The 25,460-nt window shown below is 71.1% G+C and carries 22 protein-coding genes and 1 pseudogene; 11 read left to right on the top strand and 12 right to left on the bottom strand.

Annotation, left to right across the window (positions count from 1 at the left end):
• Nucleotides 1-38: 38 nt before the first annotated feature.
• Genes ABT147_RS29730 through ABT147_RS29720 form a run of 3 tightly spaced genes read right to left on the bottom strand, consistent with a single transcriptional unit; the run spans nucleotide 39 to nucleotide 3,980 of the window.
• Nucleotides 39-1,775: a PEP-utilizing enzyme gene (locus tag ABT147_RS29730; RefSeq protein WP_351411710.1), complete on the bottom strand. Its 1,737-nt coding sequence runs from the start codon at nucleotides 1,773-1,775 to the stop codon at nucleotides 39-41.
• A gap of 58 nt (nucleotides 1,776-1,833) precedes the next feature.
• The gene (locus tag ABT147_RS29725; protein WP_351411709.1) at nucleotides 1,834-2,658 is read right to left on the bottom strand and encodes an SDR family NAD(P)-dependent oxidoreductase; all 825 of its coding nucleotides are present in this window, start codon (nucleotides 2,656-2,658) and stop codon (nucleotides 1,834-1,836) included.
• Entirely contained in the window at nucleotides 2,655-3,980 is a 1,326-nt protein-coding gene (locus ABT147_RS29720; protein ID WP_351411707.1) for an aromatic ring-hydroxylating oxygenase subunit alpha, read from the bottom strand. The genes ABT147_RS29725 and ABT147_RS29720 overlap by 4 nt, the downstream gene beginning before the upstream one ends.
• Before the next feature lie 155 nt (nucleotides 3,981-4,135).
• Between ABT147_RS29720 and ABT147_RS29715 the strand changes: the two genes are divergently transcribed.
• The 4 genes from ABT147_RS29715 (at nucleotide 4,136) to ABT147_RS29700 (ending at nucleotide 8,129) form a co-directional block, all read left to right on the top strand.
• The gene (locus ABT147_RS29715; RefSeq protein WP_351411705.1) at nucleotides 4,136-4,591 is read left to right on the top strand and encodes a VOC family protein; all 456 of its coding nucleotides are present in this window, start codon (nucleotides 4,136-4,138) and stop codon (nucleotides 4,589-4,591) included.
• Between the two features lie 96 nt (nucleotides 4,592-4,687).
• Nucleotides 4,688-5,692, top strand: a complete 1,005-nt coding sequence (locus ABT147_RS29710) for a thiamine pyrophosphate-dependent dehydrogenase E1 component subunit alpha (protein ID WP_351411702.1) — start codon at nucleotides 4,688-4,690, stop codon at nucleotides 5,690-5,692.
• A 14-nt stretch (nucleotides 5,693-5,706) separates the two neighbouring features.
• Nucleotides 5,707-6,732, top strand: a complete 1,026-nt coding sequence (locus tag ABT147_RS29705) for an alpha-ketoacid dehydrogenase subunit beta (RefSeq protein WP_351411700.1) — start codon at nucleotides 5,707-5,709, stop codon at nucleotides 6,730-6,732.
• Nucleotides 6,729-8,129 carry a dihydrolipoamide acetyltransferase family protein gene (locus tag ABT147_RS29700; RefSeq protein ID WP_351411698.1) on the top strand — a complete coding sequence of 467 codons (1,401 nt, stop codon included), beginning with the start codon at nucleotides 6,729-6,731 and terminating at the stop codon, nucleotides 8,127-8,129. Before ABT147_RS29705 ends, ABT147_RS29700 begins: the two co-directional genes overlap by 4 nt.
• Nucleotides 8,130-8,146: 17 nt before the next feature.
• On the opposite strand, the gene ABT147_RS29695 is transcribed toward ABT147_RS29700, so the two are convergent.
• Nucleotides 8,147-8,752, bottom strand: a complete 606-nt coding sequence (locus ABT147_RS29695) for a TetR/AcrR family transcriptional regulator (RefSeq protein ID WP_351411695.1) — start codon at nucleotides 8,750-8,752, stop codon at nucleotides 8,147-8,149.
• 141 nt (nucleotides 8,753-8,893) lie between these two features.
• Here ABT147_RS29695 and ABT147_RS29690 point away from each other — a divergent pair, with 141 nt between their 5' ends.
• The gene (locus tag ABT147_RS29690) at nucleotides 8,894-9,577 is read left to right on the top strand and encodes a TetR/AcrR family transcriptional regulator (protein ID WP_351411693.1); all 684 of its coding nucleotides are present in this window, start codon (nucleotides 8,894-8,896) and stop codon (nucleotides 9,575-9,577) included.
• 6 nt (nucleotides 9,578-9,583) lie between these two features.
• Here ABT147_RS29690 and ABT147_RS29685 read toward each other — a convergent pair whose 3' ends face one another.
• The 7 genes from ABT147_RS29685 to ABT147_RS29655 form a co-directional block, all read right to left on the bottom strand.
• Nucleotides 9,584-10,288: an SDR family NAD(P)-dependent oxidoreductase gene (locus ABT147_RS29685; RefSeq protein WP_351411691.1), complete on the bottom strand. Its 705-nt coding sequence runs from the start codon at nucleotides 10,286-10,288 to the stop codon at nucleotides 9,584-9,586.
• Nucleotides 10,289-10,305: 17 nt separating this feature from the next.
• Nucleotides 10,306-11,460: a thiolase family protein gene (locus tag ABT147_RS29680; protein ID WP_351411688.1), complete on the bottom strand. Its 1,155-nt coding sequence runs from the start codon at nucleotides 11,458-11,460 to the stop codon at nucleotides 10,306-10,308.
• Nucleotides 11,457-11,990, bottom strand: coding sequence for a Zn-ribbon domain-containing OB-fold protein (locus ABT147_RS29675; protein ID WP_351411686.1), 534 nt, complete (start codon nucleotides 11,988-11,990; stop codon nucleotides 11,457-11,459). The genes ABT147_RS29680 and ABT147_RS29675 overlap by 4 nt, the downstream gene beginning before the upstream one ends.
• A gap of 25 nt (nucleotides 11,991-12,015) precedes the next feature.
• Nucleotides 12,016-13,137, bottom strand: coding sequence for an acyl-CoA dehydrogenase family protein (locus tag ABT147_RS29670; RefSeq protein ID WP_351411684.1), 1,122 nt, complete (start codon nucleotides 13,135-13,137; stop codon nucleotides 12,016-12,018).
• Nucleotides 13,134-15,728 (bottom strand): putative PEP-binding protein, encoded by a 2,595-nt coding sequence (locus ABT147_RS29665; RefSeq protein ID WP_351411683.1) that lies wholly within the window; start codon nucleotides 15,726-15,728, stop codon nucleotides 13,134-13,136. Before ABT147_RS29665 ends, ABT147_RS29670 begins: the two co-directional genes overlap by 4 nt.
• The gene (locus ABT147_RS29660) at nucleotides 15,725-16,357 is read right to left on the bottom strand and encodes a hypothetical protein (protein WP_351411680.1); all 633 of its coding nucleotides are present in this window, start codon (nucleotides 16,355-16,357) and stop codon (nucleotides 15,725-15,727) included. The genes ABT147_RS29665 and ABT147_RS29660 overlap by 4 nt, the downstream gene beginning before the upstream one ends.
• A gap of 94 nt (nucleotides 16,358-16,451) precedes the next feature.
• Nucleotides 16,452-17,300, bottom strand: coding sequence for an enoyl-CoA hydratase/isomerase family protein (locus ABT147_RS29655; RefSeq protein WP_351411678.1), 849 nt, complete (start codon nucleotides 17,298-17,300; stop codon nucleotides 16,452-16,454).
• Nucleotides 17,301-17,428: 128 nt separating this feature from the next.
• Here ABT147_RS29655 and ABT147_RS29650 point away from each other — a divergent pair, with 128 nt between their 5' ends.
• A complete protein-coding gene (locus ABT147_RS29650) occupies nucleotides 17,429-18,646 on the top strand; it encodes an acyl-CoA dehydrogenase family protein (RefSeq protein WP_351411676.1) in 1,218 nt (405 codons plus the stop codon).
• Nucleotides 18,647-18,845: 199 nt separating this feature from the next.
• On the opposite strand, the gene ABT147_RS29645 is transcribed toward ABT147_RS29650, so the two are convergent.
• Nucleotides 18,846-19,094, bottom strand: a complete 249-nt coding sequence (locus tag ABT147_RS29645; protein ID WP_351411673.1) for a hypothetical protein — start codon at nucleotides 19,092-19,094, stop codon at nucleotides 18,846-18,848.
• Nucleotides 19,095-19,276: 182 nt separating this feature from the next.
• Here ABT147_RS29645 and ABT147_RS29640 point away from each other — a divergent pair, with 182 nt between their 5' ends.
• The 5 genes and pseudogenes from ABT147_RS29640 (at nucleotide 19,277) to ABT147_RS29620 (ending at nucleotide 25,209) form a co-directional block, all read left to right on the top strand.
• Nucleotides 19,277-22,264, top strand: coding sequence for a tetratricopeptide repeat-containing protein (locus tag ABT147_RS29640; RefSeq protein WP_351411671.1), 2,988 nt, complete (start codon nucleotides 19,277-19,279; stop codon nucleotides 22,262-22,264).
• Nucleotides 22,265-22,388: 124 nt separating this feature from the next.
• Entirely contained in the window at nucleotides 22,389-23,447 is a 1,059-nt protein-coding gene (locus ABT147_RS29635; protein ID WP_351411669.1) for an RNA-binding protein, read from the top strand.
• A 289-nt stretch (nucleotides 23,448-23,736) separates the two neighbouring features.
• Nucleotides 23,737-23,943, top strand: a pseudogene (locus ABT147_RS29630) (isocitrate/isopropylmalate dehydrogenase family protein); the annotation flags it as partial.
• Between the two features lie 83 nt (nucleotides 23,944-24,026).
• Nucleotides 24,027-24,470, top strand: a complete 444-nt coding sequence (locus ABT147_RS29625; RefSeq protein ID WP_351411667.1) for an isocitrate/isopropylmalate family dehydrogenase — start codon at nucleotides 24,027-24,029, stop codon at nucleotides 24,468-24,470.
• A gap of 175 nt (nucleotides 24,471-24,645) precedes the next feature.
• Nucleotides 24,646-25,209 carry a hypothetical protein gene (locus ABT147_RS29620; RefSeq protein ID WP_351411664.1) on the top strand — a complete coding sequence of 188 codons (564 nt, stop codon included), beginning with the start codon at nucleotides 24,646-24,648 and terminating at the stop codon, nucleotides 25,207-25,209.
• The last annotated feature ends 251 nt before the right edge of the window (nucleotides 25,210-25,460 follow it).

Below are 25,460 nucleotides of genomic sequence, written 5' to 3'. Positions count from 1 at the left end.
GTCGAGCGGGCAGGGAGAGCCGACGGGCCCGCGGTGCTTCAGATGGCGGCTGCCGCCGGCACGCTGTCCACGGTGACCGTGCCCTTGTCACCGTCGACCGTGATCACCATGCCGTCCCGCAGCCGCCGTGTGCCGCTCTCGACGGAGATCACGGCCGGGATGCCCAGCTCACGGCAGACCACCACGGCGTGGCTGTTGAGCGCGCCCACGTCCACGACGGCCGCACCGGCGACCAGGAACAGCGGGGTCCAGGCCGCGTCCGTGATCGGCGCGACCAGCACCTCGCCGGGCTCCAGCGCCTCGCAGGAGGCCGGGTCGGTGACCACCCGCACGGTGCCCGTGTAGGTGCCGTGGCTGCCGCCCACACCGCGGAGCACATCGCCCTCGACGGCCGCCGGGGTCCGCTCCTCGGCGCGTCGCGGCCAGCTGTCGACCTCGGTCTGCGCGTCGTCGGCGACGAAGAACGGCGGCTCCAGCTCGTGCAGCCCCGCGTACTCCTCCAGCCGCCGTGCGATCACGGGCCCGAAGGGCTCCGGGGCGGCCACATAGTCGTCGAGCTCGGTGTCCAGCAGCATCATCACGTCCTCGGGCCGGGCGAAGAGCCCCGCCTCGACACCCCGCCGGCCGAGCTCCCGCACGGCCATACGGATCTCGTTGACGACGGTGACGCAGTTCGCCTTGGTGCGCTCGCGGGCCGGGATCCACACCTGGGAGGCGTGCAGACCGGCGTCGAGCATGGGCCGCGTCTCCTCGGGCAGCGCGGCCCGGATCTCCCGCGCCGTCCGCTCACGCCCCTCGGTCAGCCGCTCGCGACGGGCGGCCGGGGAGTCGTCGTCGGGGCTGTGCCGGATCCGGTCGACCAGGGCCAGTGCCTGGACGGGCGCCGCCTCCCAGGACAGCGCGTGGATGTCCCACTCGTTGGGGCCGCGGTCGCCGGACTCCGCGAGGAACTCCTCGAAGGAGTCCCGGAACGCCTTCACATCCCCCGTCGCGGTGTCGAGCGCCTGCTCCACCGCCGCCGTACCCCGGTCGAACAGCGCGCTCAGCTCGGCCGAGGCCGCCACCTGGCGGGACAGTGTCCACAGCCCGGTCGAGGGGGAGGCGGAGTCGACGTCACCGAGACCGCCGATCAGGTCGAGCATGGCGCCGGGGCGGTCCACGCTCGCGCACAGCGGGCCGAGGATCGCCGGTCCGACGGACGCGGGCAGCGACGACTCGACGTGCCGCTGGAAGGTCGTCTCCACCTCGTCGAGCAACGACCGTGCGTGCGCCACCAGTTCGGCGTCGGACAGCTGGGTGAGGTCGGGGCGCGAGCGGCGCAGGGCGCGCAGCCGTTCCCGGTCGGCGTCGGCCTCCGGGAAGCCGGCCTGGCCGAGCATCCGCTGAAGTGTCGCGCCCGCCTTGCCGGTCAGCTCCTCGTCCTGGTCGTCCGGGTGGGCCACGTACACGGGTGTGTCGGAGCGCTGGCCGACGAAGGCCGCGTCGATCTGGTCCGCGGTCTGGCCCATACGGATGCCGAACAGCCGCATGTGGGACAGGTTGAGATAGAAGTGGCCGCCGAACATGCCGACGAACGGCGGCCGGGGGCCGGCCACTTCCTCCTCGCGGTAGATGCCGAAGCCGACGAAGCCGTTCCGCCAGCCCCGCAGGCCGCGCCCCCAGACCAGGGTCCAGCCCAGCGGGCTGGCGGGGTCCGGCAGGGTCTCGCCCGCGTTGGCCCGGGTGTAGTGCGGCAGCCGCTCACTGCGCTGCCAGTCCGTGATCCAGCTCTTCATGACCGAGATCTCCCGCTGTCCGTACCCGTAACCGCGCCCGCCCCTGCCCGTCCCGCGCCTACCACTGCGCCGTACCGCCGTCGACGCTGATCAGCGTGCCGGTGATACCCGCCCCCGCCTCACTCGCGAGCAGCGAGGCGACCGCCGCGACCTGCTCCACCGTGGTGATCTTCTTCGTGGCGGCGTGCTCGGCGAACCGGCCCAGCCACTCCTCGTACGAGATGCCCTCGGCCTCCGCCGCGGCCGGACCCGCCGCCCGCATCAGGTCGGTGTCGACGGCGCCGGGACAGATGGCGTTGCAGGTGATGCCCTGGGTGCCGTACTCGAAGGCGGTCGCCTTGGTCAGGCCGTGGATGGCGTGCTTGTTGGTGATGTAGTGGCTGATCGCGGGCTTGTTGGCCTGCTTGCCCTCCACCGACGAGATGTTGATGATGCGGCCCCAGCCGCCCGCCAGCATCTTCGGCAGCGCCCGGCGGGTGCCGTAGAAGTAGCCGTTGACGTTCAGGTTGAGGGCGTCGTGCCACGCCTCGTCGCTGAGCAGGTGGATCGGGGCGAAGCCGGAGCTGCCGCCGACATTGTTGACCCAGATGTCGAGCCTGCCGAAGCGCTCGGCGGCGAAGTCGGCGAGGCCCTCGATGTCCTCCTGGCTATTGGCGTCGCAGGGGTGGAAGACGGCCCGGTCCCCGGCGCCCATCTCCTCCAGGGCCTGCTTGCCCTTGATCTCCGAACGGCCGCTGACGACGACCGTCGCGCCGTCGGCCAGGAAGGCCTCGGCGATGGCGCGGCCGATGCTGCGCGTGCTGCCCGTGATCACCGCGACACGTCCGTCGAGGCTGCCCGTAGCCACCATGGTGTTCTCCCGCGAGTCTTGTTGGTTGCTCACCTGGTGGCTCTGGGGGCTGCTGTGGCGCCCCTGTCCAGGTGCTGGTGAATGGTGCGGTGGAAGTGCTGGAGCCCGGGCTCGTTGCGTCCGAAGACGAAATCGGTCCCCTCCAGGGCCTTCAGACCCTGCTGGACTCCGTAGGTGGTCGCGTAGTCCTCGTCGCGGACCACCTCGTGGAACCACTCGCCGAACCGGTCGGCGGCGTGGCGTTCCTCCTCGGTGACGGCCGGTTCCCGCAGCAGGATGATCTGCTGGGTCACCGACTCGGTCGCCGTCCGGGGGAGCACCAGGGAGACGGCGATCTTCTGCCGCCAGCCTCCGGCGATCGCGAGACCCGGGAAGAGCCAGTAGATGGGCCCCACACAGTCCCCGGGGTCGCGCTGGTCCGGCGGCAGCTCGACCGCCTGTGCGATGGGGCGCAGGGCCGGTGCGATGCGCTGGTGGGGGCCCCAGGTGTCGTGGGCCATCATGTTCGAGAGGTTCGTCTCGAACACCGTCTTCGGGTGCAGCGAGGCGAAGTGGTACGTCTCCAGATACCCGTCGAGGGTGACCTTCCAGTTGGGACTGGTCAGCTCGCCGGTCGAGTAGTGGTGGCACTCCGCGAGCCGCAGGCCCTCCAGCAGGGGCTGGAGGTCGCCCAGCCAGGCGTCCAGGTCGGGTTCGGCCGCCGGGTCCAGCGAGACGAAGACGATGCCCGCGCGCTCCCCGGCCGGCAGCCGGACGAGGCTGCGGCCCTCGCGCGGGACCTCGCCGAAGGTCTTCTCGGCGTACACGCCCCGCAGTTCCCCTGCCAGGTCGTACGACCAGGAGTGGTACGGGCAGGTGAGCCGCTTCGACACCCCGCAGCCGGGTTCGAGGAGCTTGGCTCCCCGGTGCCGGCAGGCGTTGATCATCGCGTGCACGGCGCCCTGCCGGTCACGGGTGATCAGCACCGGGATGCCGAGCACGTCGATCGCCTTGTAGGTGTTCGGCCCGGGCAGCTCGCAGGACATGGCGAGCGGCAGCGGGACGCTGCGGTGGACGGCGTCCGTCTCGCGCTGCCAGCGGTCGGCGTCGAGGTAGTTGGCCACGGCCTCCGTCCACTGGCCGTCCGCCTCGTGCGTCGTGTTGTCGCGATAGTGCGCCATCACCCGCTCGACGAGCTCGGCGGCCTCGCGCCGCATCGTCACGGAGGCGGCGTCGGTGGACCGGTCCTGGCTGATCCACGACGCGTACTCGGGAGTCGACGGGGCCGATGGGGCCGACGGCGCTGCGGGGGCCGAGGCCGGCGACCCGCGCTCGGCTCCCGCTTCCCGAATCTCCGGCGAACTGGTCTGGACCACGATGTCCTCACAATCCTCCCAGCCGCGAGCCGGTGACCGGCTTCGGAACGCGACGGCTGGGTTGTGTCCGAAACGACAACAGGACTTAGTGTGCTCTGTCAATAGAAAGTGTCGAAGTGGCCGCTCGGTGTTCCCTGGGGGTGGGTGCGATGGTCATGACCCTGCCGTTCGAGGTGGGTGTGGTGGTGCGGGACCTGGAGCTGATGGAGCGCTTCTACCTCGACGCGTTCGGCTGTCGCGCCGAGCACCGCTCACGCGTTCCGGAGTCCATCGGGGGCCCGGCCGGGCTCGGCGGCGAGCTGACGGTCGCCTGGCTGCGGGTCCCCTCCGGAGGGTGCGTCAAGTTGATCCGTCCCCGGTCGGCGCCGGTGTCGGCGTTCGCGGCGCCCTGGTCGGTCGGGCGTCCGGGGCTGTCGTATCTCACCTTCCACTTCGACGACATGGACCCGGTGGTGGCCGCGCTGCCGGCCGCGGGCGCCCGGCCCCTGTCGGACCCGGTCGTCATCCGGGCGCACGGCCGGCGGATCAGCTTCTGGGCGGATCCGGAGGGCAACACCGTGGAGTTGGTGGACGCGCGAGGCGGCTGCCCGGAACCCGGGCATAGTAATTAGAGACACTGTTCAGTAAGGTGCCCCATGCTGGTTACTGTAGACCGGCACAAGTAAGTCCGATTGCTTGGCAACCTCCCTCGGACGAAGGGGCGGACGATGGCTCAACGAGCGTCGACAGCGTCGAAGAAATCCCCGCAGGTCAGCCCGCAGATCATCAAGGACCTGCACGAACGCATGGTGCGCATCCGGCTGTTCGAGACCGAGGCGGGAAAGCTGATGGAGGCCGGCAAACTGCCGGGCTTCCTGCACCTCTATGTCGGCCAGGAAGCCGTGGCCGCCGGAGTGATGGCGGCCCTGCGCGACGACGACCAGATCACCTCCACCCACCGCGGCCACGGGCACGCCGTCGCCAAGGGCGTCGGCCTGCGCGAGATGTACGCCGAGCTGTACGGCAGGGTCACCGGCGCCTGCCTCGGCCGCGGCGGAAGCATGCACATCAACGACCTCACCCGCGGCATGCTCGGCGCCAACGGCATCGTCGGGGCCGGTGTCCCGATCGCCGTGGGCGCCGCCTTCGCCGCCCGCTACAAGGGCGAGGACAGCGTCGCCGTGACCTTCTTCGGCGACGGCGCCACCAACATCGGCGCCTTCCACGAGGGCGCCAACATGGCCGCGATCCTCGGCCTGCCCGTCGTCTTCGTCTGCGAGAACAACGGCTACGCGGAGTTCACCCCGCAGTCCGGACACATGCTGCTCACCGATGTCGCCGACCGGGCCGCCGCCTACGGCATGCCCAGCGTGATCGTCGACGGCATGGACGCGGTCGCCGTCCACCGCGCCGCCACCGAAGCCGTCGAACGGGCCCGGGCCGGCGGGGGCCCGATGATGATCGAGGCCAAGACCTACCGCTTCTTCGACCACCAGGGCGTCAAGGGCCTGCGGCACCCCTACCGCTCGGACGAGGAGGTCGCCGAGTGGAAGTCCCGCGACCCCATCGACCTCATCGAGGCCCGCGCGGTCGCCGACGGCACCGCGACCCGTGCCGAGCTGGACGATGTATGGCAGCGCACCCGCGACGAGATCGCCGAGGCCATCGCGTACGCCGAGGCGAGCCCGCTGCCCGACCCCGCCGACCTGCTGCTCAACGTCTACTCGGGATGACCGCCATGACTGCCATGACCACCACCACCGGAGCACCGGCCGGCGCCCCGGTCGTCGCCGCCCGCAAGCTGTCCTACGTCAAGGCCTTCAACGAGGGTCTCGCGCAGGCCATGCGTGAGGACGAGAACGTCTTCGTCGCGGGCGAGGACGTGGCCGGATACGGCGGCGTGTTCCGTATGTTCGACAACCTGCTCGACGAGTTCGGCCCCCGCCGCATGATCGACACCCCGATCTCCGAAGCCGCCCTGGTCGGCCTCGGCGTGGGGGCCGCCGCCCGGGGCCTGCGCCCCGTCGTCGACCTGATGTTCATGGACTTCATCGGCGTCTGCCTCGACCAGATCGTCAACCAGGCGGCCAAGATGAAGTACATGTTCGGCGGCGCGCTGTCCGTGCCGCTCACCATCACCACCGCCTCCGGCGCGGGCCTCGGCGCCGCGGCCCAGCACAGCCAGAGCCTGGAGGCCTGGCTGTGCCACGTGCCCGGCCTCAAGGTGGTCATGCCCAGCGACGCGTACACCGCCAAGGGCCTGACCGTCTCGGCCATCCGGGACGACAACCCGGTCGTCGTCATGCTCAACAAGGTCCTGCTCGGCAGCACCGCCGAGGTGCCCGAGGATATCTACGGCATCCCGCTGGGCCAGGCGCACACCGCGCGGCAGGGCTCCGACGTCACCGTGATCGCCCTCGGCCGCATGGTGGGGGAGGCCCTCGCGGCGGCCGACGAACTCGCCGCCGAGGGCGTGGAGATCGAGGTCATCGACCCCCGTACCGTGCAGCCCCTCGACACCGAGACGATGTTCGCCTCCGTCCGCCGCACCAACCGGGTGCTCGTGGTGCACGAGGCCGTCACCTTCGGCGGGCTCGGCGCGGAGATCGCCGCCCAGATCCAGGACACCGTCTTCGACTACCTGGACGCGCCGGTCCTGCGCATCGGCGCCCCCTTCTCCCCGGTGCCCTTCTCCCCGGTCCTGGAGAAGGCGTACATACCCGATCGCGCCCGTATCGCCCAGGGCTGCCGGCGCCTGCTCGAAAGGTCGTGACCGACGTGGCGGTCGAGGTTCTGCTGCCGAAGATCGGCCTGACCATGCAGGAAGGCACGATCGACGAATGGCTGGTGCCCACCGGCGCCGCCGTCGCGGAGGGCGACGCGCTGCTGCGGCTGGCCACCGACAAGGTCGACGTTGACGTCGAGGCGGAGGCCGGGGGGCTGTTCCACCCGGTGGTCCCGGCGGGAGCCACTGTCCCGGCCGGGGCCCTCATCGGCTGGCTGCTGGCCGAGGGGGAGCAGCCACCGGAGGCGGCGGGTGCGCCGACGCCCGCCGGGCCAGGGGCCGGTGCGGGTCCGGGCGTCCCGCCGACCGTCACCGGCACCGGGGCGGCCCCCGGCATCGGCGGTGCCGGTGCGGCGCCCTCCGTCAATGGCGCCGGTGGCCGGCTGCTGTCCTCGCCGAACGCCCGGCGGGTCGCCGCGGTCGCCGACGTCGACCTCACCGCCGTACGCGGCACGGGGCCGCGTGGCCGGATCGTCTCCGAGGACGTGGAGGAGTTCCTCGCGGCCCTCCCCGGCGACCTCGTCGCGCCGGTCCCGCAGGGCGCCACCCCCTCCTCGCCGCTGGTCCGCAAGCTGGCGAAGGAACGGGACATCGACCTCTCCACGGTGAACGGCACCGGGCCGGGCGGCCGGATCCGCCGGTCCGACCTGGACGCCGTCACCCCGGCGCCCGTCCGCCGTAACACGGTCCCGCAGCCCGGCGACGTCCTCCCGCTCACCGGGATGCGCGGCACCATCGCCCGCAGGATGCACGCCAGCCTCCAGGAGATGGCCCAGCTGACGCACGGCTACGAGGTGCGGATGGACGCCGTGGTGTCCCTGCGGGACCGCCTCAAGGAGGAGTGGGCCGACAGCGACCTGCCGGTGCCCAGCCTCAACGACTTCCTGCTGAAGGCCGCCGCCCTGGCCCTGCGCGAGCACCCACTGCTCAACGCGACCGTGCGGGAGGACGCCGTCCATCTGCTCGACGGCATCCACCTGGGCTTCGCAGTCGCCGTTCCGGGCGGCCTCATGGTCCCCGTGATCGAGGACGCGGTGGCGCTGCCGCTGCCCGAGATCGCCCGCCGTTCGAGGGCCTTGGCCCAGGCCGCGCGGGAAGGGCGGATCTCGCCCACCCAGCTGGAGGGGGCCACCTTCACCGTCACCTCGCTCGGCGGATACGGCGTCGACTTCTTCACGCCCGTGATCAACCCCGGCAATGTCGCGATCCTCGGGGTGGGCAGGCTCAGGGACGGCGTCGAGTGGGTGGACGACCGGCCGCTGCGCACGCGGGTGCTCACCCTGAGCCTCACCTTCGACCACCGTGCCGTCGACGGGGCACCCGCCGCCGAATATCTGCGCACGGTCGGCGAGTTGCTGAGCAAGCCCCTCCGTCTCCTGGTGTGATCCGAGACCTACAACGCTCAGGTGGCCGGGTCGGCGATCCGCTCCGCGAGAGCGCCGACCTCGCGGACGAAGGAGCGGTGCCCCAGCGACCGGTAGACGTCGTCGCCCCGCACCTGCGAGATCGCCGCGGTCTCCAGCAGCGCCAACAGGCCCAGGCCGGTCACCGCCGCCTCGGCGTCGGAGACCGACACCCGGGCCTTGCGGATCAGCCGCACCAGCTCCTCCAGCAACTCCGTACGGCTCTCCTGCCGCAGGGTCTCGGCCTCCTGGCTCATGCCGGCCGACGACACGAAGTACACGGTGGCGGCGGACCGGTACTCGCCCATCCAGGCCAGCAGTGTGGTGATGGCATCTTCGATGCCCGAGCCGGGCTCGTGGGCCTCCGTGACCGCCCGCATCTCCTCGCGCAGCGCGGTGGCGAACGCCCGCATGGCCTCCGACAGGACCTGGTCCTTGGAGGAGAAGTGGTAGTACACCGCCGCCGACGTCATCTCCGCGCGAGCGGCGATGTCGGCCACCGTCACCTCGTCCGGCGGCTGGGTCGCGAACAACTCGGTGGCTGCCTCGATCACCCACTGCTTGCGCGACGGACGGTGAGCGGCGCGGGTCCGGGAGGTCGTCATGATGTCAAGTATGCCGGGACCCGAAGGCCCCGGAGCCCCATACGCACCAGGAATTATGCCCACGGAGGGTTGGAGTTACTGGATAGACTGCTGAGTACGCAGGGCCCACGGACGGCGGGTTCACGGCAGTCGGCAGGGAGCATGATGGCCACCACGAAGAACGGCAAACAGCCCGCCCACCGGCCCTCCCGGCGGCAGCACATCATCACCGCCGCCGTGCGGGTGTTCGGCCGCAACGGGTTCGCGGAGACCAGCATCCAGGACATCGCGGACGAGGCCCAGGTGGTGCCCACGGCCGTCTACTACCACTTCGACGGCAAGGAGGAAGTGCTCGAACTCGCCATGCGCCGGGTCTTCGACCAGCTGAACGCGGTCGTGGAGGCGGCACGTCCCGAGTCCGAGCCCGGCGACGCGGAGGGCCTGGTCCGGGTCATCGACGCCGTATGGGACTGGGTGGAGCGCAATCCGGACGAGGCGCGGCTCTACCAGGTCCAGGTCGCCTCGGCCAACGGCAGCGTCAAGCTCCTGCGGGACGAGTTCGAGCAGCGGCACATCCAGCGCGGCTACGACTACCTGCCCGAGGGCACCACCCGCAGCCCCCGCGCGGCGAAGGCCCGGCACGCGGCACAGGCGCTCGCGGTCCGCACCCTGATCAGTACGACCATGCTCGTCACCGCGCTGCGGGCGGAGGGGGGACCGCTGTCCCAGCTGCCCTCCCGGTCCGTCCTTGAGGCCGTCAGGGCGCTGGCCCTGCGCATCGTCGCCGCCGAGGAGGCACCGCCGAAGCAGACGCAGTCGGCGAAGCCGGCCACGTCCCGGACCTGAGGCGGTTCACCAGGGCAGGGGCTCGCGGTCGGCGAACAGCCCGCCCGTCGTCGCGTCGCCCTCGGGAAGGGTCGCCAGCCAGACCGGGGTGTCCGCGCCCTCCTCAGGACCGCGCGGGGCGGACGGGCCGCCCATGCCGCTGCGGGTCCAGCCGGGGTCGGCGGCGTTGACCAGGACACCCGTGTCGGCCAGCTCGGCCGCGAGCATCCGGGTCAGCGCGTTGAGCGCCGTCTTGGAGACGCGGTAGGCGGGGTGCCGGCCGGAGTCCATCAGCGCCAGCGAGCCGTACGAGCTGGTGACGTTCACGACCCGGCCGTAGCCGGCTGCCGCCATGCCCGGGACCACGGCCTGCGCCACCCGCCAGGCGCCGGTGAAGTTCGTGTCCAGGGTCGCGCGCAGGATGTCCTCGTCGACGTACGGGGGCCGCAGCTCCCCGTCCAGGGACACTCCCGCGTTGTTCACCAGGACATCGATCCCGCCGGTCCGCTCCCGTGCCCCCCGGACCGCTTCGGTGACGCTCTTCGCGGAGGTCACGTCCAGGACCAGCGGCAGTGCCGCCGGGCCGATGGCGCGGCACGCCTTCTCGGCCGCCGCCGCTTCTCGCGCCCCGACCAGGACCCGCAGTCCCCGGTCCGCGAGCTGCCGGCCGATCTCCAGGCCGATTCCCCGTGCCCCGCCGGTCACCAGTGCGGTTCTGCCACTCTGCCGCATGCCTTGTTCGCCGCCTTTCACACTGTCAGGACCGAACACGCGCTGATCCCGGGCGCCCCGTACACATGGGTGAAGCCCACGCGGGGAGCGCCCGGTACCTGCACACCGGGCGCGCGGCCCTGCAACTGCCGTACGACCTCGTGGAACTGCCGCAGCCCGGAGGCGCCGACGGGCTCCCCGCCGGCCAGACAGCCGCCGTCGGTGTTGACCGGTATCCGGCCCGTGGGCTCGGTGACACCGGCGGCCAGCAGCTCCTCCTGCTCGCCGTGGCCGCACAGCCCGGTCTCCGCCAGGTGGATCAGCTCCGAGCCGCTGTCGGTGTCCTGCAACTGGGCGACCTGTACGTCGGCCGGTCGCACCCCCGCCGTACGGAAGACCGCCTCCGCGGCGTCGACGCTGGGGCTGCGGTGCGGTCCCGGCGGCAGCCAGGGCGAGAACACCTCGAACGAGCCGAACCGCCGCGTCCGGAAGGCCAGCGATGCCAGCCTGACCGGCCGCTCGCACAGATCGAACGCGCGGTCGCCGAGCGCCAGCACCAGGGCCGCCGCGCCCTGTCCGGGCGAACAGAACATGTACTGGGTGAGCGGGGGACTGACCTCGGCGGAGTCCAGGATCTCCCGCTCCGTCAGCGGCTTGCGCCGCCACGCCAGGGGGTGGTGCGAGCCGTTGCGGAAGGCCCGCGCGGCCACCATCGCGAGCGCCCGCTCCGAGATCCCGTGCTCGTACAGATACCGCCGCGTCTTCAACGCGAAGAACTGGGTCGTGAGCATCATGCCGGTCTCGGCGTACCAGTCGCCCAGCCCGTAGCGTGCCGCCGAGACATGGAACGCGCCCCGCTCGTGCTTGTCGAAGCCCACCGCCAGTCCCAGGGAGGCCTCGCCCGCACGCAGTGCGTTGGCCACCGTGAGCACGGTGGAGGCACCGGTCGCGCAGCCGTTCTGCACGTTGACGAACGGCACCCCGGTGAGGCCGAGACGGCCCACCAGTGTGTCGGGTTTGCCGGACACGTCGGAGCCGCCGGCCGCGTAACCGATGTCCTCCCAGGCGACACCGGCGTCGGCCAGCGCCTCGCGCACCGCGCGCTCGGCCATGTCCATACCGGTGACGCTCTCGTCGCGGCCGAAGGGGTGCATCCCGCATCCGACCACGTACACGTCGTCGGGCCGGCTCATCGCTCCCCGTCCCGATCTGCTTCCCGATCCGCTTCGCGCTCCCCGTCACGCTCCGCACGGAACGCGAAGGTCACCACCTCGGTTCCGTCCTCGTCCCGGTAGGCGGGCACCGTGGTGAGCCGGACGGGCAGACCGATCCGGATCTCCGCGCGGGGCACCGCCAGCCGTGCCTCGACCAGCACCTCACCGAGGTCCACATAGCCGACGTGGTAGGGCCGGTGGCCGCCGGACGGCGCCCGGTACGGAGACCTGGGCGGGAACGCCTGGAGCGTCCACGACCACACCTGCCCGCTCACCGGCAGCACCCGCGCGGTCATCGTCCCGTCCGAACACCTGGGGCACGAGTCCTGCCGGGGGAAGACGACGGTGCCGCACCCGGAGCAGCGGGCGCCCACGAGACGCGGCGGATCCCCGTCGTCGAACTCCCGGTTCTCCTGACTCCCCCCGTCCCCTCGGTCCTCCCGGTCTCCCCGGTCCTCCCGGGCTCCCCGGTTCTCGAACAACGACTCGTCGATCAGCCTGGTGGTCACGTTCCGTCCCTCCTCCCTTGCCACGTCACCAGCCCAGCAGCCCGGCCAGCCGTTCCCGATGGTGTGCGGCGCCGCCCAGCAGGACCGCGTCCGACTGGGCGCGCCGGAAGTACAGGTGTGCGTCGTGCTCCCAGGTGAAGCCCATCCCGCCGTGGAACTGCACGCACTCGGCGGCGACGGACACGAACGCCTCGCCGCACCACGCCTGTGCCACCGCCGCCGCCTCGGCCAGCGCCTCCGGTGAGCCGCCCGCCCGGACCGCGCGTACGACGGCCGACCGCGCGCCCTCGACCTGGAGCAGCATGTCGGCGCAGGCGTGCTTGACCGCCTGGAAGCCGCCGATCGCCCGGCCGAACTGGGTACGGTCGCGCACATGGGCCACCGTCATGTCCAACGCGGCCTGCGCTCCGCCCAGTTGCTCGGCGGCCAGCGCCACCAGGGCCACGTCCAGCGCGCGGGAGACGATGTCCGCCCCCTCGCCGCCCGCGGTCAGCGCCCGGGCCCGGGCGCCGGAGAAGGTGACCACGGCCTGGCCCCGGCTGAGGTCCAGGGTGGGGACGCGGCGCACCGTGACTCCCGGCTCGCGAGGGTCGGCGAGGAACAGGTCCACGCCGTCGGTCCCGGCCGCGGCCACCACCAGTGTCTCGGCGTCGGCGCCGTCGAGGACGAACGGCGCGGTGCCGTCCAGCAGCGGCACGCCGCCCTGCCAGGAGACGGCCACCGGAAGGGCTCCGGCCCGCCACACCCCGTCGGGCGCGGCGACCGCCAGGGCATGCACGGCGCCCCCGGCCAGCTCGGCCAGCGCCTTGTCGGCCGTACCGCAGCCGGCCAGCACCTGTCCGGTCAGCACGGTGGAGGACAGCAGTGGCACCGGTGCCAGTGTCCGGCCCAACTCCTCGCAGACCACGGCGATCTCGGCGAGGCCGCCGATGCCTCCCGCCGACTCGGGCAGCCCGAGCCCGGCGAGGCCGACCTGCCGGCCGAGGGCGTCCCACAACCCGGTGTCGATGCCGGGCGCGTCCTCGGACAGCCGGCGTACCGCGCCGGTACCGCCGGCGTCCGCGCACACCGACCGAACGGTCTCGCGCAGATCCTCCAGCTCGGTGTCCGACAGGGCCGTCGTACCGTCGGCCACGGTGCTCGTCATCGCGCACTCCCGCTCTCTTCGCACGGTTCCCGCAGGGCACTGTGCGCGGCCGCCATCCGGGCCACCGGCACGCGATGCGCGGAACAGGAGACGTAGTCGAGACCGAGGTCGTCGCAGAACGCGATCGACTCGGGGTCCCCACCGTGCTCACCGCACACACCCAGCTTGATGCCGGGCCGCACCTCCCGTGCGCGCTCGGCCGCCAGGGCGACCAGCGCGCCCACCCCGTGCGGGTCGAGCCGGGCGAACGGGCTGGCGGTCAGGAACCCGCGCTCCTGGTACGAGGCGAGCACCTGACGTTCGACGTCGTCCCGGGAGAACCCGTAGGTGAGCTGGGTGAGGTCGTTGGTGCCGAAGGAGAAGAACTCGGCGTGCTCGGCGAGTTCGCCGGCCAGCAGTGCGGCCCGGGGGGTCTCGATCATCGTGCCGAGCCGGTACGGGACCTCCACCCCGGTGCGGGCGGCGACCGCGTCGGCCGCACCCCGCACGTACGCGGACGCGGCGGCCAGCTCTTCCGGCAGGCTGACCAGCGGGATCATCACCTCCAGCTCTGGCCGGGCCCCGGTGGCGGCGACCTCGGCCCAGGCGGTGAAGAGCGCCTCGGCCTGCGCCGGGTAGAGCCGCTCGTGCAGCAGCGCCAGCCGCACCCCGCGCAGCCCGAGCATCGGGTTCGCCTCGCGCAGCGCGGCGGCCCGCTGTTCCTCGGCCGCGTCCCCGGCCTCGCCGGGCGCGGGCAGGAACTCGTGCAGCGGGGCGTCCAGCAGGCGCACGGTCACCGGGCGGTTCCCCACGGCGGTCAGCAGCGCGCGGAAGTCCTCGTGCTGGGCGCGCTCCAGCTCCGACAGCGCCTCGTCGCGGGCGGCCGCGTCGGCGGCCAGGAGCACCCGGCGGATCAACGGCAGCCGCTCGCCGAGGAACTGGTGTTCCGTACGGCACAGCCCGACACCCTCCGCGCCCAGGGAGAGGGCCGTCTCGACCTCGGCGGCAGTGTCGGCATTGGCCCGCACGCCCAGCCGGCGCGTGCCGTCCGCCCACTCCAGCAGGGTGGACAGCTCCGGCGGCGGTCCGGCGACACTGACGCTCAGCGTCCCCGCGTACACGGCGCCGGTACGGCCGTCCAGCGAGACCGGGTCGCCCTCGCGCACCACCCGCTCCCCGAAGCGAACCGTCCCGGCGGCCGGGTCCACACGCAGTCCCTCCGCGCCGCACACCGCGGGCTTGCCCGCGCCCCGCGCGACCACGGCGGCGTGCGAGGCGATGCCGCCGCTGCCGGTCAGTACGGCGACGGAGGCCAGCATCCCGGGGACGTCCGCCGGGGTCGTCTCGGCGGCCACGAGGACCACCCGGGTGCCGTCGGCCGCGAGTTCGAGGGCACGTTCACTGGACAGTACGACCGCTCCGGTCGCCGCTCCCGGCGACGCGGGCAGCCCCTTCACCAGGAGTTCCTCCCCGCCGGTCAGCCGGAGCTGGGCGTGCAGCAGTTCCTGCACCTGCGCGGGGGTGATCCGCCGTACGGCCTCCTCGCGGCCGAGTGCCCCGTCCCGGGCCAGGTCCGCCGCCAGGCACACCGAGGCCCGCAGCGGCGGACGGAGTTGCGCCGACGCGGCCAGCAGGGCGATCGCGTCGTCGCGCACCTCGAAGTCGACCGACACCGGTGCGCGCAGATGGCGCTCCAGGGTGAGCAGGGAGTGCTCGAGTAGGGCGGTGCCGCCCGCGAGCCGGTCCAGCGGTTCACCGGTGTGCGGGGGCGGGGCGCTGCGGCGCACCCCACGGAAGAAGGAACCCTGCGGGGAGAGTCGGCCGGTCTCGGGATCGCGGCTGACAGCTGTGCCGTAGCCCGAGTGGTCGGCCGGGCCGATGCGCAGGGCCTGCACATGCAGGGCGACGGCCAGTTCGGCGGGGAGCCGCTGGGAGCGGCGGGACCTCCGCGCACGCGGCGAGTCCCATCGGGCGAGGAGGGCGCGGGCGGCCAGCGCGAGCTGTTGCGCCGGGTCGTCGGGGAAGGGCCGGGAGCCGTGCTCCGCCACCAGGGACAGCAGCAGCGCCACCCGCGCCCGTGGCTCGGGCGTGTCCAGGAGGGCGTCGTCGAGCACCGCGCCGGGTACGTCGAGGGCGTACTCGGCGATCATGCGTACGGTCGCGGCCCACACCTCGTGCAGGGCGTCCGCACGCCCGATGACGGCGCACAGGTCGTCGGCACGGGCGGGGTCGACACCGAGACAGGCCAGGTCGGGCGGCAGTCCGGCGATCTCGGTCGGCGCGCTCGCCGACAGACGCAGCAGCAGCGGCCGGGTCGTGTCCCCGATGCGCCGCCCCGCGAGCTGTTCGACCAGGTCGACGGCGGCCCGGGCGGTGTCGGTCTCGCACAGCGATGCGGCGGCTCCGGCGGGCACGGTGAGCCCCGGCACGACCGGCAGGCCGAGGGCCACCAGCCGGTCCATCGCCGCACCGTGCGCGCCCAGTTCGTCGGCGTCCAGGCCCCGGATGCGTCCCTGCCCGTAGGGGACCAGGATGCGGCCGGCGGCTCCGGAGGGCGGGAGAGGACCCTCGGGCCGTGCGAGCGCGCCCGCCTCGCGGTCGGTGACGCTCAACCCCGGCCCCCGTTGACCAGTTCCTCTTCACGGGCCTCGTCCTCGGCCCGGCTGATCCCCAGGACGAGCAGCAGTTCCTGGTGCAGTCGCATCCACACGGTGTGGTACGAGTCGCACAGCGGCGAGGCCAGCCACTGGTGCGCGCCGTCGTCGAAGCGGTCGAGGGCGTCCTCCAGGGCCGGCAGATAGCGTCCGCTGCCCGCGAGCACCGGGTCCAGCCTGCGCAGCACGGGCTGGATGGCCTCGTGCACGTCTTCCAGCGACTCGCGCACCCCGGCGTCGTAGACGTCGTCGGAGTGGTCGTTGACGGAGCCGTCGGGGCGGCACTGCCATGCCGTGCACACATCGCGGATCTTCCGGTTGACCGGCAGGAACGCCTCGTACGCGGCGGTGATCCGCTCCTCCTGCTCGGAGCCGGTGGGAACCCGCAGGATCCGCGCGGCGACGGCCTTGGCGGACTCGGTCGGCAGCACCACCGGGCCCTTCACCATCGCCAGCCCGGCATCGACCAGCGGACGGTGCTCGGACTCCGGCCGGCCGCGCCACATCCCCCGCAGAACGAGGTCGACGACGGCTTCGGTGAGGGGCCCGTCGAGAGCGTCCGGAAGGCCCACGGCAGCAGATTGCATCGCCACACCTTTTCCCCGGTTCTGTGGTGACCGGTTCCTCGGTTCTGTGTTGCCCGGAGGTTACGCCCCGGCGGGCACGTTAGTGAAGAGGGACTCAAGAAACACTTTCCGATTCCCTGGCCCCGGCCCGCCCCTCGCCCGCCTTCGTACGGCCCCGCGCGGCGAGGAACGACGCCATGCGGGCCTGTGCCTCCGGGCCGTCCGCGAGGGCGGCGATCGACCGCGCCTCGTCGGCGAGGTGGCGGCGCAGGTCGTCACCGGCGCCGGCGCGCAGCAGACCCTTCGCGGCGCGCAGCGCGCCGGTGGCACCGGCGGCCAGCTCGGCTGCCGTCCGGTGTGCCGTCTCGTCCAGTTCCCCGTCGTCCACGGACCGGGAGATCAGGCCCCACCGTTCGGCGTCGTCGCCGGTCAGGACCCGGTTGGTGAGGATCAGGTCCGCCGCCCTGCGGGCGCCCACCAGGCGCGGCAGGAACCAGGACGCCCCGCAGTCCGGCGTGAGACCGACCGCCGTGTACGCCAGCCGGAAACGCGCGGACCGGGCCGCCAGGACGATGTCTCCCACGAGGGCGAGCCCGATCCCGCCGCCGGCGGCCGCGCCGCGCACGGCGGTCACCACCGGCACCGGCAGGTCGTACAGGGCCTGTATCGCGGTGTGCGCGGCGGTCGCCACGGCGTGCACATAGGTGCCGGTCTCCGTACCGCGACCGGCGAAGGCGCGCAGGTCACCGCCCACGCAGAAACTGCCGCCCGCCGCCCGTAGCAGAACCGCGCCACCCGGATCCACGGCCACCTCGCGGGCCGCGTCCCGCAGCGCCTCCGCCGTCCTCAGGTCCAAAGCGTTTCCCCGCCCGGGGTCGTCCAGCAGCAGCTCGACGACTCCGTCGGGATGGCGGACGACCCGGACCGGCTCGGTGTTCACGGAGAGGCTCATGGGGAGGTTCATGGTGTTTCTCCTGACATCTTCTGTCGTCTTCCCGTCCGGGGTGCTTCCGGGCAAGATACTGAAGACGCTATACAGTTTCTAGGACGCGACGGGCACCGACGCCCGTACGCCCGTCGGCGGGAGGCCCCGTGCCCATCCAGTTCGATGTCGATCCCCATGTCGCCCAACTCGCGGCCTCGACGACCGAGTTCGTGCGCGACGTGGTCATCCCGGCCGAGCGCGAGTGCGGCGGGTCCGTGCACGACGCCCCCGAGGCGCTGCGGGAAACGCTGCAAAAAGCCGCCCGTGAGGCTGGTGTGTTCGCTCCCCATGTGTCGGCCCGATGGGGCGGACACGGACTGGACCTGCGCGGACAGGCGGTGGTGTTCGAAGCGGCGGGCTACTCGCTGCTCGGACCACTGGCGCTGAACTGCGCGGCCCCGGACGAGGGCAACACCCACCTGCTGGAGAAGGTGGCCACCGAGGAGCAGCAGCAGAGGTATCTGCGTCCGCTCGCCGCGGGAGACACGCGGTCCTGCTTCGCCATGACCGAACCCGCCCCGGGAGCGGGCGCCGACCCCCGCTCCCTGCGCACCACCGCGACCCGGGTTCCCGGCGGCTGGCGCATCGACGGCCGCAAGTGGTTCATCACCGGCGCCCAGGGAGCCGACTTCGCCATCGTCATGGCCCGGACCTCCGGCAGCCCCGGCGACCCGGGCGGCGCCACCATGTTCCTGGTCGACGCCGACACCCCCGGCATGCGCATCGTCCGGAGCATCGAGACGCTGGACGAGTCTCTCTTCGCCGGGCACAGCGAGATCGTCTTCGAGGAGTGCGTGGTGGGGGAGGGGCAGGTGCTCGGCGCGGTCGACCGAGGCTTCGAAGGCGCCCAGGTCCGGCTCGGTCCCGCCCGGATGACCCACTGCATGCGCTGGCTGGGAGCGGCCCGCCGCGCCCAGGACGTCGCCCTGGAACGGGCGGGGAGCCGGACGGCGTTCGGCTCGACGCTGGGAGACCTCGGCATGGTCCAGCAGATGCTGGCCGACTCCGAGATCGACATCGAGGCGAGTCGCGCGCTGATCCTGCGGACCGCCTGGGAACTGGACACCGGCTCCGCCGCCGCCCCACAGCTCACCTCGGTCTCCAAGACCTTCGTGGCGGAGGCGGTGAACCGCGTGGTCGACCGCGCGGTGCAGATCTGCGGAGCCCTCGGCATCTCGGCCGCCGACGCCCCACTGGCCCGCCTGTACCGCGAGGTACGGCCCTTCCGGATCTACGACGGCCCGTCGGAGACACACCGCTTCGCCATAGCGCGCCGCGCGGTACGGCCCTACCGGCAGGCGCGCACGGGCTTGGCCGACGGCTGAGGACGGGCGGGGCTGACGGCTGAGGACGGAGGTCGAATTGCGGGAGGACACAGGGGTCGTCTTGGGGTATCGGTCTCCTCCGCGCGCCGCCCCATCCCCGTTTCCGGGCCGAACGAGGCGATTCGCCCATGCCGGCCGTCCGGTCCGTAAAGCGCGGTGCCCGGGAACATGCCTGGGCACCGCGCTTTTTGGTTGCCTGTCAGACGCGGCGCCGGCGGAGTGCCCTTCGGCCAAGGTCGTAGAGCATCGTCGCCACAGTCAGCACGACCAGCGGCCAGATCTGTCCGGGCTCCGTCGGCGCCCTGCCGGCCGCGACACTCGCGCCGAGCGTGCTGCTGCCGGTGACGACGGCACAGCCCGAGACAGTGCTCGCCGAAGGAATCACGACCGACAACTTGCGTCGCCGAGGCATCATGTCGCCGCCCTGTGCGCGCTTCTTCCCACTCATTGACCGTCCACCTTCCGTCCTGCTGGTCAACGCTTGGCATGAAGGTCGCATCGCAGGTGTGAGCATGCTGATGCGCTGAAGCTCAATCACAGGCTCAATCGCGTGAGCGTCGGCCCGCGGGCCCGATCGCCGATGTCGGGAATCCTCGGTGGGACGCAGCACGCTTGGGTAACACTCGGAGCATGCAGCGGTTCGATGACCCCACTGACCTGCGACGTGAGCTCAGATTCGCCGCCGACCGGCAACTGCAGCTGTTCTCCCGGCCCAACGAGGAGGACGAGATGCGTTTTCCCGTCCTGGCCCGGATCAGCGAAAGCCTTCGCCCCCGGGAGTGGAGTTCCAACCGCTCGGCGGCATTGCGCTCGGTCGTGAGGGCGGCGGTCGAGGACCTCCCGGAGTCCTCGGCAGACGATCTCACCGCGACATGGAGAGAGCTCGCGGGGGTGTTGTACGGGTTCACGGCCTTGCCACCGGACGCGGACGGCAACCGCTTCGACTACAACCGGCTGACCGGATACGCGAAGAAGATGTCGGGTTTCCGTGGCTCGCGCGCGACTTGGGGTCGCCGGACCAACACGCTCCGCGGAATCCTCGCGGAGAAGCTGCTGGAGATGGAGTCGGCTGCCTCCACCGGCTCTTCACCGACACCATCGCCACCCACCTCCCTGTACGTCGAGCGTCCCCGGCTGGTCGCCGATTTCGACGTGGCGGTCGGCTCCGCCAGGAGCGGTGTCGTATGCCTGGTCGGTTCCCGGGGCTGCGGCAAGTCCACGTTCGCGCAGGAGGCCGCATTACGTCTCAGCGATCGGGACGTGCTGCTCCTCGAAGCCGGCGAGGAGCAGACGCTGCGGGATGCCCTCGCCAGGGAGGTGGGGAAGAGGGGTCTACCCGTGAGCGGAGTCGACGGCGATCCGATCGGGGCCTTCCGCGCGTTCCTGCAGGCCCGGGCCGCCGACCTGCCCCCTGTCGTGCTCCTCGACGACGTTGCTGACTGGGGAACCGTCGAACGGGTGGTCAAGTCCGCACTGAGCACCTTGGTCATCATCACGTCCAACAGCGGTGACCTCGGCATCCCTGTGCCCCACCGGATCGTCGAGGTCGGCTGTCTGGATGAGGAGGAGGCGTTCCAGATGGCCCGCCTCCTGATCGTGGCCGACCACGCCACGGACGGACAGTGCAGGGAACTCGCCGAGGAAGTGGGGCGCCTGCCTCTCGCCCTCGCTCATTCCAGCGTCCTCATCAGTGAGGGCTGGCTGCGCCCCGGGGAGTTCATCGAGCAGCTCCGCCTGTCCGCCAGTACCACCTTCGAGGCGGAAACCTCCATGGGACACCGTTCCCTGACGGTCATTCACCGACATCTGATGGCGCTGCTGGAAGAGCGTCATCCCGAGGCCATGGATCTGCTGGCGGTCACCACCGTCCTGCACCACGCGAATCTGGCCATGAACCTGGCGGCGCACACCCACGCCGCGTACCGGCAGCGCCGCGGAGACGACTCCTCTCGTATGACGGACAGGTTCGCTTTCGCCCGTGCGCTGTCCACGCTGCGGCGCATGCGCATCGTGAAGTCGTTCCAGGACATGTGGACGGTGCACAGTCTGACGCAGGCGATCACCAAGGACCTTCTGGGACTGGACACCGGACAGGCACTGAACAAATGCGCCGCGCAGGCTCTTTCCGCCATGAGCGGTCATGTCCTGGTGGGTCAGGCTGTGACCGGAGTGACCTTTCGAGAGTACGAGGACCTGTACCGGGCAATTCCCGGGATCACGAGCATCTCGCCCGAGGAGGCGGCACGGATCCGAATCGGCAGAGCAGTAAACGCTCTCTGTAAGCAGACCCGACTCCAGGGGACTCCTGAGGACATCGGCGTCGGCTGGATCATGCGCCACGTGCTGACAGCCCTGAAACGCGGCAACGCACTCACGGCGCTTCAGGAGCCCGATTCGCTGGAACTGATCAGCACGTATCTGCGTCAGCGGCTCGAATCCGGCGACATCAGTCCGGCCGCATACGCGTCGCAGCTCGGCCCGATCGCCGGCAGGGCGTCGCAACTCTCCGATAGCCACGGATACGAGTACTTCCTGTGGGCGCGACTCGTCCGGATCGAGACATGCCTGCTGTTGCACGAGGCGGACAGGGCCGTGGAATATGTCCCGCCGCTGCTCGACGAGTTGCGCCGGATGGAGCTGGCGGAGGGACAGCGAGAGCCCTGGCTGGCCGAGGTTTTCCTCCTGCTGTCTCGGGCTGAGGAACAATGCGGCGCGTGGCAGAACGCTGCGACCGTGTGCGACTGGGCGCGCAAGAAGTTCGTCAACGCGGAGCAGAATGCCGCCCATTCCGTCGGCGCGGTGGTCGCGCTCGCGGGCCTGGCGCGAGCAGCGGCCAGAATCGACGCCGAGTACCTCGATGCGGTCCTTGACGAACTGAACTGGCGGTGCCATGGCCAACACCCCATGGAATGGCCGTTCGACGAGGCATTCGATCCTCATATCCCGGCCGGGACAATGGCGCTCACGAACATGACGACGCAGTCCTGCCGTATCACTCAGGCGGTCAGGAGATGCGCGGAGGCCCCGAGCACTCGCGGTTTCACGGCCGCACACGCGGAACGGCTCTCACAGATCAACGGCAACGTCTTCGACCTGCTCCCCGTCGAGGAACGCTACGACCGCATTCGCTACGGGGCCGCCCTGGCCGAGGATCTGCGGCCCTTCCTGGCCAAGAGCAGTGCCCTCGTCGACACGGTCCTCGACTCGATAGGCAGGGATCCGGTGGCCGCGTGCAAAGCACTCCTCTTGCATGTGCGTGTCCTGTTCCTCTCAGAGATCTCGAATCCCGGCCGACAAGCCAGCGCTACGGTCCGGTACCTGGGGGCGGCCATGGCCGTCGTCCGGCACCTGTCGCTGCCGGCTTCGCTGCGTCAGGACTCCGAGGCGATCGGCTACTGCATCCTCCGCTGTCTGGCCCGCCGCGCTGCCGAGACGGATTCCTCCGTGGAGGAGGACCTGTCTCCGCTGCCCCTTCTGGCAGAAGACGGGACAGTCGTGGTACCCGCGAGTCTGGACGACATCTTCCGGGCCGGGGGAGCCGGGGCAGAGCCGGTGCTCGACTGGTACGCGCGCGTGGCCGAGGGTGCGGTCCGCCCACTGGGCATACTCGCGTTCTGAGAATGCCCTCCATGCCGCATCATCGCCGTCGACGGGATGCTGCCGCCGACCGAGTACTGGTGGATGTGCCCGTACGGGGCATGGACGACGTTCTCACCCCCCTGCGCCCAGGGGACGCATTGCGTTGACCATTTCCTCGCGGCGTGGCACAAACGTGCTGGATGATGGGGCGGTGCAGCTCCCCTACGTCTACCGCGTCACCAAGTACGACCCCGCCGACCGTGACGAGCACGGGCATTACACCGGCAGTGAGGACACCGTCAGCGATCACGGTGAGGTCGAGGCGGCCTATCTTCAGGCGGTCGCGGCCTTCGCCGGGGACAGCGGCGTCGATCACTTGGCCGTACGTGAACCACAGGTCGCGTCGTTCGTGCACTTCGGTGTGGAGCCTCCGGTGGGCGGCTTTGGGTTGGACGGGCTTTTCCCTGCCGGCCTCACCGGTTTTCACGACGGGGCAGAAGTGCCGCTCGACATCGCGCTGCGGCTGGTGCGCGCCATGTTGCGCGACAACGGCGCCTGGTGCCGACTGGAGACGGAAGGCGCGTTCACGGTCCATGTGGGATGGGACCAGTACCTCTACATCGGCAGCAGCCGACCCTGCGAGGAGGCGTTGGCCCGCACCCGGGAGCTCGGACTGTTCCCGGAACGCCTGGACGCCTCCCCGTACGCCTTCGGGGCCGAGGAGGAAGAGCAGGGTATCCAGCGGCCCGGCGATGACGACTTCTGGGCCGACGTGCACAGTGCAGTCGTCACCGGTCGTGCGGGAATCCTGGAAGAGACGTACCTCGAAGGGCCCTCACGATGGCACCGCCTTACTCGCGACAGCATCGACCCCGTTCGCCTGGGACTGGCTCCCCGGGCCCGTCTCGCCGTCTGGCCGCCCCTGTCCAGCGACATCGACGCCGTCCTCAGAACCCTGCCCGCTGATGGCCTCGTCGAAGGCGTGTGGCAGGACGACGACGGCACCATCCGCAGCGCCATCGCCGAAGAGGACGAGTTCCCCGAACTGACCGCCCGGATATCCCGAGCTCATGCCGCCGTGCTCCTGCCTGTCCATGCGGGTGAGCGCATGCCTCTGTGCGCGGCTGTCATGCCCGACAACGACGGAGTCCTACGAGCTCGTTGGCGAACCGAGCCGACACCGAGCGACCGTGACTGGGCACTTCGCCGGCGCCAGGGGTGAGGGCTTCGACCGGCCTGTCCACTGCGGGCGTTCGGAGGATCTCGACGTGATCCGCGCGTCACCTTCGACGGACACCGGTCGTACGTCCTACTGCCTGCCTGCCTGCCTGCCTGCCGCTCGCGGGGTCAGTAGCGCGAGGGCCTCCGGCCGTCGGTGATCGCCGGCTTCCGCCTCTGCTGTAGGTGTCGCACGCGGGTGGCTTCACCGGCTGACTGACGCTGGAAGACAAGCAGGACAGGGACAGCTTGAGAGTCGCGAGAGGCATCCACACCATGAGCGCCACCAGTCCGTGGAGATCGCCACCGCCGCCGCGCGGGCCGCCGGTGTCCCGGTCGACTGGGTGGCCCTGCCGCTCGGCGCCTCCGCGATCGAATCCCGTGGCACGGCCGTTCCCGAGGAGACCGTGGACGCCTGGGCGGGACTGGACGTGTGGTACCTCGGCCCGCACGACTCCGTCGGCTACCCCGAGCCGCACAGGTCCGCGCTCAACCCCTCGGGCACGCTGCGCAAACACTTCCGGCTGTTCGCCAACATCCGCCCCGCCAAAGAGCTTCCCGGGCACCAAGGCCGTCTGCGACAGTGCCGGCCTCGTCATCGTCCGCGAGAACACCTCAGGCCACCGAACGCGTCGCCCGCGTCGCCTTCGGCCTGCCCCGCTCGCGTCGCAGGAAGCTGTCGATCGTCCACAAGGCCAATGTCCTCAGGCTCACCACCGGTCTGTTCCGCACCGTGTGCCAGGAAGTCGCCCAGGAGTACCCGGACGTGGCGGTCGACGACTTCCACATCGACGCCATGACCGTCCATCTGGTGCGCCGCGCCCAGGACTTCGACGTCATCGTGCTGTTCGAGTGGCTTGGCCCCAGGCATGGCGACGAGAAGGCCAGCACCGACGCCAGGATCATCGAGAAGGCCGTCGCCGACGCCATCGCCGCCGGCACCGCCACCCGCGACCTCGGGGGCTCCGCGTCCACCACCGAGTTCACCGCCGCCGTCATCAAGGCCATCGGCGCCGGCCGGAGTTGACCGCCGGCTCCGGGCGGCCGCACTTGGCCTACTCGGAACTGTTGAACACCCCCAAGACCGACGGGAGTTGCCTCCACACCGTGGGCGGCGGATGAGATGGTAATGTCACTAACCGCGTGTATTCGGTATCAGGCAGTGAAGTCGTCTGCCTGGCACGTCAACCGTAGGAGTCGACTTGGCATCTCGTAAGGGAACCGGCCGGTGCGCCAGGCTCCTGTTGGTGGCCGTGGTGTCGACCGGTGCGCTCACCGGGTGCGAGACCCTCGTGGACGCCGCCTCCGCCACGGGCTGCAAGGGCACCGAGAGCCGGGTCGACGAGCTGAAGTCGTACGGCGTTCTCGACTCCAGGCCTCAGGGGACCATCGTGCCCAAGGGCTTCGAGGATCTGAACGCCGGCTGCTGGGAGGACAGCGGCGAAGCGTGGGTGTACGCCGACCGGACCTATGTCTTCCCCGGCGACAAGGCCGAGGTGACCCGGCACTACCGCGCCGCGGCTGAGCGCGACGGGTGGAAGCCTTCTGCGGCCACTCGGAAGTCCGCGAAGGCGGACAAGCCCGCGAGCCTGTGCTTCACCCTCGGTAAGAAGGACGACTCGACGACGCTGGACGTCTACTTCCTGACCGAGGAGATCCTCGAAGCGGAAGAGACCGAAACCGGGCCCGAGTTCGACTCCGGCGCCGGCTACCGCGTCTCCATCAACTCCACGGCCGATGGTTCCGCGACCAGTTGCTCGGACTGAAGCCTCGTCAGCCTCGTCCAGGCCATCGCCGTATCGCTCCCACACCGGCCGTGTACTGAGGCGGTAGCCCCTTCTCGTGTGACCGCAAGGTGAACAAGCCAATCGCTATCCGCCAACTTTGGCCGGAAGTGATCACCCGTCATGCAACGGATTGACATTCGTGAGCACCGTATGAAGATCTTCAGGTGCTTGCGGGACGAACCCGCACCGTTGCAAGGAGTGAGCTTGATAGCCACGTTCCTCAGACCGGG

This window comes from Streptomyces sp. NPDC001868 (assembly GCF_040297125.1).
Classification (GTDB): Bacteria; Actinomycetota; Actinomycetes; order Streptomycetales; family Streptomycetaceae; genus Streptomyces.
This window is presented reverse-complemented; position numbering and strand designations above follow the sequence as displayed.